At 70.4% G+C, this 8,353-nt stretch carries 9 protein-coding genes; 3 read left to right on the top strand and 6 right to left on the bottom strand.

All coding sequences use genetic code 11. The annotated features are described in order from the left end of the window. The 4 genes from ABD908_RS25515 to ABD908_RS25500 form a co-directional block, all read right to left on the bottom strand. Nucleotides 1–852 (bottom strand): cytochrome P450 (locus ABD908_RS25515; RefSeq protein WP_345001374.1); only part of this gene is annotated, 852 nt, incomplete at its 3' end. Beyond that, nucleotides 845–2,206, bottom strand: coding sequence for an ABC1 kinase family protein (locus tag ABD908_RS25510; protein ID WP_345001376.1), 1,362 nt, complete (start codon nt 2,204–2,206; stop codon nt 845–847). The genes ABD908_RS25515 and ABD908_RS25510, both read right to left, overlap by 8 nt. Nucleotides 2,207–2,247: 41 nt before the next feature. Beyond that, entirely contained in the window at nt 2,248–3,435 is a 1,188-nt protein-coding gene (locus tag ABD908_RS25505; protein WP_345001372.1) for an aminotransferase class I/II-fold pyridoxal phosphate-dependent enzyme, read from the bottom strand. A 13-nt stretch (nt 3,436–3,448) separates the two neighbouring features. Continuing rightward, the gene (locus ABD908_RS25500) at nt 3,449–4,027 is read right to left on the bottom strand and encodes a TetR/AcrR family transcriptional regulator (protein WP_345001370.1); all 579 of its coding nucleotides are present in this window, start codon (nt 4,025–4,027) and stop codon (nt 3,449–3,451) included. Between the two features lie 94 nt (nt 4,028–4,121). Here ABD908_RS25500 and ABD908_RS25495 point away from each other — a divergent pair, with 94 nt between their 5' ends. Both ABD908_RS25495 and ABD908_RS25490 read left to right on the top strand, forming a co-directional pair. Continuing rightward, on the top strand, nt 4,122–5,039 hold the full coding sequence (locus tag ABD908_RS25495; RefSeq protein WP_345001368.1) for an oxygenase MpaB family protein: 918 nt from the start codon (nt 4,122–4,124) through the stop codon (nt 5,037–5,039). A 50-nt stretch (nt 5,040–5,089) separates the two neighbouring features. Next, nucleotides 5,090–6,010: a patatin-like phospholipase family protein gene (locus ABD908_RS25490; RefSeq protein ID WP_345001366.1), complete on the top strand. Its 921-nt coding sequence runs from the start codon at nt 5,090–5,092 to the stop codon at nt 6,008–6,010. Nucleotides 6,011–6,463: 453 nt separating this feature from the next. On the opposite strand, the gene ABD908_RS25485 is transcribed toward ABD908_RS25490, so the two are convergent. Both ABD908_RS25485 and ABD908_RS25480 read right to left on the bottom strand, forming a co-directional pair. After that, complete coding sequence (locus ABD908_RS25485; RefSeq protein WP_345001364.1) at nt 6,464–6,868, bottom strand: hypothetical protein; 405 nt, start codon at nt 6,866–6,868, stop codon at nt 6,464–6,466. A 227-nt stretch (nt 6,869–7,095) separates the two neighbouring features. After that, complete coding sequence (locus ABD908_RS25480) at nt 7,096–7,815, bottom strand: hypothetical protein (protein WP_345001362.1); 720 nt, start codon at nt 7,813–7,815, stop codon at nt 7,096–7,098. On the opposite strand from ABD908_RS25480, the gene ABD908_RS25475 reads away from it, so the two are divergent. Continuing rightward, nucleotides 7,814–8,104: a hypothetical protein gene (locus ABD908_RS25475; RefSeq protein WP_345001360.1), complete on the top strand. Its 291-nt coding sequence runs from the start codon at nt 7,814–7,816 to the stop codon at nt 8,102–8,104. The two genes, ABD908_RS25480 and ABD908_RS25475, sit on opposite strands and share 2 nt — an antisense overlap. Nucleotides 8,105–8,353: the final 249 nt, after the last annotated feature.

Genomic DNA, 8,353 nt, shown 5'->3' with positions numbered 1-8,353 from the left:
CAGGCGGAGGAGCTCGCTCACCAGCCCGGCGCCCGACGGTGCCGGCCCGCCCGGCCGGTCCGCTCCGTCCGTCTTGCCGGGTGAGCCGCCGAGCAGGCGCGCCAGCCCCGCGCCCAGCACGTTGGCCGTGGTCTCGTGCCCCGCGACCGCGAGCAGCAGCGCGTTGGCGACGACGTCGTCGAGCTCGAGGGCGGGATCGGTGGCGAGGTAGCTGAGCAGGTCGTCGCCGGGGTGCGCGCGGCGGTCGGCGGCGAGCGGGAGGAATACCGCGGTGAGGGCCGCGGCAGCCGCTGCACCATCGGCGATCTCCGATCCGTCGGCGAACGCCCCCAGCGCACGGATCACAGCGGGGGACAGCTCCTGCAGCGCAGCCGTCGCGTCACCGTCCAGGTCGAGCCACGCCCCGATCACGGCGAGCGGCAGCGGGAGCGCCACGTCCGTGACGAAGTCGATCGGCACGCCCGTCGCCAGCCCGCCGAGCAGGTCGTCGAGCACCGCGTCGACGCCGCTCGCCAGCTCGCCGACGAACCCGGGCGCGAACACGTCGCGCAGCGAGCCCCGCAGTCGCCGGTGGTCGGCGCCATCGGCGAACAGCATGGTGTGGCCGGTGAATTCGGCTGCCAGGGGCGTCGCCGCGGCCCGCACCGAGGGATCCGCCAGCGGATCGCTGGTCCATCCGCGGCCGGCGAGCACCTGACGGGCTGCCTCGTAGCCGAGCACCAGCCACGCTCCGGCACGGTCGTCCCAGACCACGGCACCCTCGTGCCGGCGCCGCGCGTAGTACGGGTACGGGTCCGCCGCATCCCACGGCAGTCGCGGCCCCCCTCGTGGGTGAGAGTCCCTGTCACCCATGGTGATCAGCCACCGCGGAGTGGTCGTCGAGGCCGTGCGGCAGCCCGCGTGCCCGCACCCACGCCTCGTGCGCGCGGCCCACCTCCGATACCGGCGCCGCGACCCCGTCCATGTCGTCGATCGCCGCGCGCGCATGGAACGTGGCGCCGAGGGTCGCGAGCATCGCGGCGATCGACAGGCTGATCCGGGAGAAGAAGATGTAGTCGCGGGGAATCGTCATGCGCCGCACCGGGTGATCGGCGGACCGGATGTCGATCAGCGCGCGCACCGTCTGCTCGGAGTCGGCCACCGTGAACGTCGCCGGCTGGTCCCCGAGCAGCTCGGTGATCATCGACGCCCACCACCGGTACGCATCGTCCGCGGACAGCCGCACCCCGCCGGGGAAGAAGCCGGCCTCCGCCATGAGCGCGTGCAGGTCGGCGCGGCGGTTCTCCAGCGTGGCGCGGAGCAGCAGGACCATCCGCAGCCGCGCCGGCTCGGGAAGCACCTTGACGCAACCGAAGTCGAGGAGTCCGACGCGCCCGTCCGGGTGGAACCGGAAGTTGCCGGGGTGCGGGTCGGCGTGGAACAGGTCGGCGTGCCGGTACGAGCCGGTGATCGTCCGCGAGATCACCTCGGCCCATACGTTCTTCAGGTCCTGATCCGCCTGCTGTGCTGCGGTCCAGTCCATCCCGTCGAGGTATGTCATGGTGAGCACGCGGTCGCCGCTGGCGCTCGGGACCACCTCGGGAACCACGATGTAGGGGTGCCCGGCGTACAGGTTCGCGAACGCGGTCACGTTGGCCGCCTCGCGCCGGTAGTCCAACTCCTCGCCGATCCGGTCGGCGATCTCGGCGGTCGCGCCACGGAGGTCGGCCATCGGACCGCCCATCAGCCGCAGCGTGGTCGACAGCAGCTCGGTGTTCGCGAGGTCGTCCCGGATCGCTTCCGCCACACCGGGGTACTGGACCTTGACGGCCACGAGGCGGCCGTCCGGCAGCGTCGCGCGATGCACCTGCCCGATGGAGGCGGCCGCCACGGGCTCGGGATCGAAGGCGGCGAACACCTTGCGGACGGGCCGCCTCAGGTCGCTCTCGATCACGCGGAGCGCCAGGTCGGGGTGCATCGGCGGTGCGTCGGACTGCAAGCGCGCCAGTGCCTTCTGGTATGGGCTGAGAGCTCCTTCGGCCTGCACCACCGAGAACATCTGCCCGGCCTTCATCATCAGGCCCTTGGAGTGCCCGAGCAGCTCCGCGTACCGGTCGGCGGTGCTCTCGTGGTAGCGCGCCACTGCGCCGGTGTCCCCGGCCCGCTCGCGGAGCGCTGCCAGGATCCGGCCGCCGGCGGCCCGGGCCGCGAAGCCGGTGAGCGGCATCGTCCTTCGGATCCGTCCGCGCGGGACCGGGCGTTCGTCGGTCACCGTCGGGCTCCCGTCGACAGCTGCTGTAGGAACCCGGCCAGGCGGGTCAGTCCGCGCTCGAGCTCCGCCCGCGACGCCGCATACGATAGGCGCACTTGGGACTCCGCGGTATGGGTGCCGAAATCCCTTCCGGGAGTGAGGGCGACGTACGCCTCGTCGAGCGCCCTGCGGCAGAACTCCCACGAGCCGATGCCGGTCCCGGACACGTCGAAGTAGACGTAGAAGGCACCGTCGGGCACGGCGGGGACAGGAAGGCCCAGGCGAGACAGCCCGTCCAGCACCAGCTCTCGGCGCGCGACGAACTCGCGTCGCCGCTCCTCGCACACCGCGAGCGTCTCGGGCGTGAAGCAGGCGAGCGCGGCCACCTGCGCCGGTGTGGAGGCGCAGATGAAGTAGTTCTGCGCCAGCCGCTCCGCCGCAGGGACGAGTTCGGCGGGCAGCACGCACCAGCCGAGCCGCCAGCCGGTCATGCCGAAGTACTTCGAGAAGCTGCTGATCACGATTGCGCCGGGGTCGGTCGCGAGCACGCTGCGCGCGGGTCCGGCCGGAGTGGGATCGGCCAGGTCGAGGTAGATCTCGTCCACGATGCGCCACCTGCCGCGCTCGCGCGCGAGCGCGCAGATGGCGGCGAGCTCGGCCGCCGGGATCGAGGTGCCGGTGGGGTTCGACGGCGAGGCGATCATCACCGCCGCGGTGCGGTCCGTCCATGCGGCCTCGACCGCGGCCGTGTCGAGCTGGAACCGGGTGGCGGCCTCGGTCGGCACCGCCACCACCCGCCCCCCGAACGTCGCGATCAGCTCGCGGTTGCACGGGTAGGAGGGGTCGGCGAGGATCACCTCGCCGCCGGGGTCGACGGTGGCGGCCGTGACCAGCAGCAGCGCGGCGGATGCCCCGGAGGTCACGACGATCCGTACCGGGTCGACCTCGACGCCGTGCCGGTCCCGATAGAACCCGGCGATCGCCGCGCGCAACGCTGGCAGCCCGAGGGCCGAGGTGTAGGGGAGCGGCCGGCCGTCCATCGCCTCCCGCATCGCCTCCCGGACCGACTGCGGCGCACCGAAATCAGGCTCGCCCAGGCTCAGCTTCACCACGTCGTGGCCCGCCGACTCCAGCTCGGCGGCTCGCTGCGACACCGCCATGGCGTGGAACGGCCGGGCGGCCTGCGCGCGACGGGAGGGGTTCATATCGCCATCCTCCTCACGCCCCGGCGTAGCCGCCGCGCAGGGTGGCGAACGCCCACGCCAGGTCGTCGAGCGTGCCCATCCCGGCCTCGTACCCGATCAGCAGCTGCATGGCGACGTTGGCCAGGCGGCCGGCCAGCCCACGGTCGCCGGACGAGGTCGCGAACGCGTCGGTCAGCGCCGCCACGCGCTCGTCGTCGACGAGCCGCTGGACCTCGGCGACGGCCGGATCGTTGGCCGCCCAGACCCGGATCGCGCGCTCGGTGGCGTGCGGCAGGGTCAGCCCCACCCGGGTCAGCGCGTCGAGCCTGGCGGTCGGGTCGGCGATCTGGGACGTGACGCGGATCAGTTCCTCGGACTTGGTCTGCCGCCAGTGCGCGATCAGCTCGTTCTGGAAGTCGGACCAGCTGCCGAACGCGTGGTAGAAGGACCCCGTCGTGGTGCCCAGGCGGCGGCACACGGTGGCCAGCTTGAACCCGGGGTAGCCCTGCTCGGCCAGCACGGCCATACCGGCGTCGAGGTATCGCCGGCGAGCCCCCGGCGAGCTGCCGGAGCGCCGGTGCTCGACGCGGTCGGACGTGCGGTGCTCGGACATGTCGACCAGCCTATCGGTGCGGACGGGTGACTCATTGCACAATTCCGTAAGTCGACTTATGCTCGGTGGTATCAGCCCACTGAGGAGGACCGAGATGGCCCGTACCCGACGCACCGCCGGCCTGGATCCCGAGACCCGGTTCGAGGACATCTACCGTGAGATCGCGGTCTACGAATTCCCGTGGGACATGAACCAGTCCCTGAGCTTCGCCCTGTTCCGGACGTACGCCGTGCCGAGTATCGGGCGGCTGCTGTTCGAGACCGGCGAGTTCACGGAGCGGGTGCAGAAGCGCTACGACGACACCGCTCTGCTGCTCGAGGCGCCGTTCTCCCGGGGCCTCGACAGCGCCCCCGGTAGGCAGGCGATCCGCCGGATCAACCAGATGCACCGCATGTACGACATCAGCAACGACGACATGCGCTACGTGCTCGCGACCTTCGTCGTGGTCCCCGTGCGGTGGATCCAGGCCTACGGCTGGCGCACGTTGGACGCCGCCGAGGTCCTCGCCACCGTCAGGTACTACGAGGCTCTCGGGCGCCGCATGGGTATCCGCGACATCCCGCACACCTACGGCGACTTCGCCCGCCTGCTCGACGACTACGAGGCGGCCGAGTTCGCGTTCGACCGGGGAGCCCGGGCCGTGGCCGACTCGACCCTGCGGCTGTTCGCGACCTTCTACCCGGGTGTTCCCGAGCCCATCGCGCGTACGGCGGCCCAGGCGCTGATGGACCCGGCGCTGCTCGGGGCGTTCCACTACCCCGAGCCCGGTGCGAGGGTCCGCCGCCTCGTCGAGGGCGGCCTGCGTGCGCGCAGCGCCGTCGTCGCCCGGCTACCGCGTCGTCGGCGCCCCAAGACGACCGAGTCGTTGCATCGGATCCGCAGCTACTCGGGCGGTGCGGAGTTGACCGCGATGGGCACCTTCGCGCCCGGCTGCCCGGTGCACGCGGGGCGGCCGGGCGGCGAGCGGAGTCCCGAGCGGAGCGGCGAACGCAGCGGCGAGCCCGTCGGCTGACACCGACGACCGTCGGTGCAGCACAATCGGGAGGACGAGAGCGAGCATGTATGTCCCCGTACCCCGCCCGGACCGCCCCGGCGACGGTTGTCGACGTCGTCCTCGCCCGGGCGGCGAGTGGTAGCCGGCCGGGTGCCCGCGACGACGCCTATCGGGTCGCCCTGTCGATCGAGGGCGGAGGAACCCGATCCGCCTACTCGGCGGGGATGGCCGCTGCCGTTGCAGAGGCGGGCCTGCTCGAGGCGTTCGACGCGGTGTACGGGACATCGGGCGGCGGCCTCAACGCGGCCTGGCTGCTCACTGGAGAAGGCCCGAAGTGGCTGCCGTCGTGGGGGTGGCCGGATGTCCTGGCCCAGCGCGTGACCAACCCGCGGCGTCTGCTGCGTGGCGGGCCGCTGGTCGACACCACGCACCTCGTCGACCACGTGTACTCCGTGGTGACGCCGATGGACTACCGCGCGATCCTCGACAATCCGGTGTCGCTGCATCCCATCGCCACGGACGCCGCTACCGGGAAGGCCGTCGACCTTGCGCGGTTCATCCGGGACGAGGCGGCGCTGCGCCGTGCCCTGCGTGCCACGACGGCGTTGCCTCTGCTCGCCGGTCCGCCCGTCGAACTCGGGGGCCGACTCTGGTTCGACGGCGGCCTCGCCGAGCCGGTGCCGTTCCGCACGCCGCTGAGCCAGGGGGTGACGCACCTGTTGGTCCTGCGTTCGCGCAAGGCGAGCGATCCCGGGCGTCCGTCGCGGGTCGAGGGCATCGTGCTCGACCTCTACTTCGCATCGCGGCGCGGCCCGTATCGCAGAGCCCCCGTCGCCGCTGCGGACGAGGTCGCGGACACCGCTGCGGTGCAGCAGATCTGGGTGCCCGAGGACGGACACCCGGTTGCGCGGCTGTCGAACGACGGTGCCGCGATCGCCGGCGCCGTCGAGCTCGGGCGGTCCACCGCGCACGCCGTGCTCGCGCCCTGAGCGCTGTCGCGACGGAGCACTCGTCGCAGCGCTGTCGCCACACCGCGGCCGTCACCACGGCGTGCCGTCGCCACCTCTCGGACCCCCGGACGTTCCGCGGAACGTTCAAGGTTCAACGTTCCGCGGAACGCTTTTTGACGGAGCGGCAGCGCAGATCGTGCCGACCGACCTCTAGCCGCTTGATGGGGAGGTCACGATTAGCTGGCTGCTGGTCACGCCCGTAAGTTCGTGGAGCCAAGTCCAGGTGGTTGCAGTCGGCACAGCCGCAGGATCGGGCAGTCGTCGCCCGGCTGCCGCGCCGTCGGCGCCCGAGAGCCGTCGAGTCGATGAACCGGGTCCGGAGCTACCCCAAGGGATTCCAGGTTCCAGTGCTGGGTACCGTCGTGTCTGGGTGTCCCGTCGGATCGGGATCGGGAGCGGAGGCTCCCTGGCGTCGGGAAAATAGAGCGCCGGCTACGTCGAGTATGGACGGATGGCAGTGAGGTGATGCGGAACCGCTGTCGCCTCGCCGCGCCCCGTCACGGTGACCTGTGTGCAGATGGAATCGCTGCCGCCTATCTGATGAAATCCGAAGTGGGAGATCGAGATCAGTGGCCCGAACGGGCTGCTGACCGAGCCGATCGTCATCTCACCGGATTCGGTCCGGGCGCGATGCACGGGTCGGTAACCCACTACTTGGGTGGTGGTGATCACCGCGGCCTCGAGAACCTCGGAGTCCGAGGCTGCCAACCCGACGAGGCGGACGGCGAATGCCACGGCATTCTCGGCGAACAACACTTCGTCGCGCGAATCGACCAGCGGAGGCTCGCACCACAGCTGGATCGGCGCATCCACCATCGCGTGGTCGGCGTCGTGCACCCAATGCGCCGGTATCCCGTCGACGGCCGTCGAAGCCTCGGATATATCGCACACGGTCGATGAGGCGCATGCTCTGGCGACCAGATCGGCGAAGGCTCCAGCGGTCGAGGGAGCTGTGGTCGCGTCAACTGTGGAGAGCGGGGTGGCCGGGTGCGTGGACTCGTGCGGCACGGCGACATCGGGTGACGTGCGGAAGCGACCCGCACCGGAACCAGGCGAGCTCGGCATCAGGGCACCTCCGCGGTGGCGTCGATGGAGTCGCCGACGGCGACACCGGAAGGTGGTTCGAACGCGAGCACTGCGGCGATCTCGCGCCCGGTGATCGGGCTCCGATGTGTGGTCACGAGATCGAGGGCGGACAGTAGGTTGTTCAGGTCGAGTCCGTACGTCGTGGGCTCGAACACGACCGGTTTCTCGGACGGCCGCGGGAAACGGACCATCGGGAGCTGACCGTCGGGGTTTCTCAGCTCGTACGCGTCCGGCCGAAGTTCGATCCGGGTACCGCGGGGGAGGATCACATGATCGGTCCCGATGACGAACGGCCTGCGCCCCCATAGCAGGTAGATCGCAGCGAGGCTCACACCGAACAGGATGAGGAGCACGCCGATGACCCGGATATAGGCGTGTCGTCCGATGGCCTGCGTCGTCGTCGAGAGACCGATCCCCATAAAGAGGAGGCCGGCCGAGAGCAGAGCGCCGCGGTTTCGCAGCGGCGATGCGGCCGGCGCCTCGACGTGGTCTCGGTAGACCCGCAGGCGGGCGACGGGTGACGTGAGGCCGATCGCGCTGAGCAGGATCATTCCGACCCCGCCGGTGATGAATGCCGGACTGTCGTAGAACGCCACTATCACCAATACCCCGGCGGCGGCTGCGACGTATGCGCAAGCCGTCATGAGTCGGGTGTTCGTGTCGCAGTACCGCGTCCAGGTGAAGTCGAGTTCACCCATGTCAGTCCTGCCGATCGATCTTATCGTCCGCCGACGCGGGGAGATCGATAGTCGCATCGATCGAGTCGCCGACGGCGACATCGTCCGGTGGATCGAAGGCAAGGACCGCGGCGATCTCGCGACCACTGATGTGCGCCCTATGCGCGGTGACCAGGTCGAGCGCGGATACCACGTTGTTCAGATCCAGCCCATAACCCGAGGGTTCGTATCTGACGGGCTTCTGATGTTGCCGAATGAATCGGATGACGGGGAGTTGCCCGTCGTCGTCTCTCGTCTCGTAGGTCACTGATCGCAGGTCCAGATCGACGCCGCAGGGAAGGACCACACGATCTGGTCCGATAGTGAGTGGTCGCCGACTTCGGCTGAGATAGATGAAGAGGGCGAGCCCGCTGCCGGCCGTGATGAGCGCGCCGGAACGTGTCAAGGTCGGTGAGACAATCCGTCATGCGGATTGGATGAGTGCCTGTGGTGTCGGTTCGTTGATCCAGGCCTCGGTCGGTGGTTTCGGTGGGGATGGCTTGCGGTGCCTGAACCGGTT

Source organism: Tsukamurella soli (genome assembly GCF_039541155.1).
GTDB lineage: Bacteria > Actinomycetota > Actinomycetes > Mycobacteriales > Mycobacteriaceae > Tsukamurella > Tsukamurella soli.
Note: the sequence above shows the minus strand (reverse complement) of the source record. Positions and strands in the feature narration are given on the sequence as shown.

What these genes read in the sequence shown, in the direction of transcription:
- ABD908_RS25510 (WP_345001376.1), bottom strand. Translation starts at nt 2,206, where the DNA reads ATGCCGCTCACCGGCTTCGCGGCCCGGGCCGCCGGCGGCCGGATCCTG.
- ABD908_RS25505 (WP_345001372.1), bottom strand. Translation starts at nt 3,435, where the DNA reads ATGAACCCCTCCCGTCGCGCGCAGGCCGCCCGGCCGTTCCACGCCATG.
- ABD908_RS25500 (WP_345001370.1), bottom strand. Translation starts at nt 4,027, where the DNA reads ATGTCCGAGCACCGCACGTCCGACCGCGTCGAGCACCGGCGCTCCGGC.
- ABD908_RS25495 (WP_345001368.1), top strand. Translation starts at nt 4,122, where the DNA reads ATGGCCCGTACCCGACGCACCGCCGGCCTGGATCCCGAGACCCGGTTC.
- ABD908_RS25490 (WP_345001366.1), top strand. Translation starts at nt 5,090, where the DNA reads ATGTCCCCGTACCCCGCCCGGACCGCCCCGGCGACGGTTGTCGACGTC.
- ABD908_RS25475 (WP_345001360.1), top strand. Translation starts at nt 7,814, where the DNA reads ATGTCAGTCCTGCCGATCGATCTTATCGTCCGCCGACGCGGGGAGATC.
- ABD908_RS25480 (WP_345001362.1), bottom strand. Translation starts at nt 7,815, where the DNA reads ATGGGTGAACTCGACTTCACCTGGACGCGGTACTGCGACACGAACACC.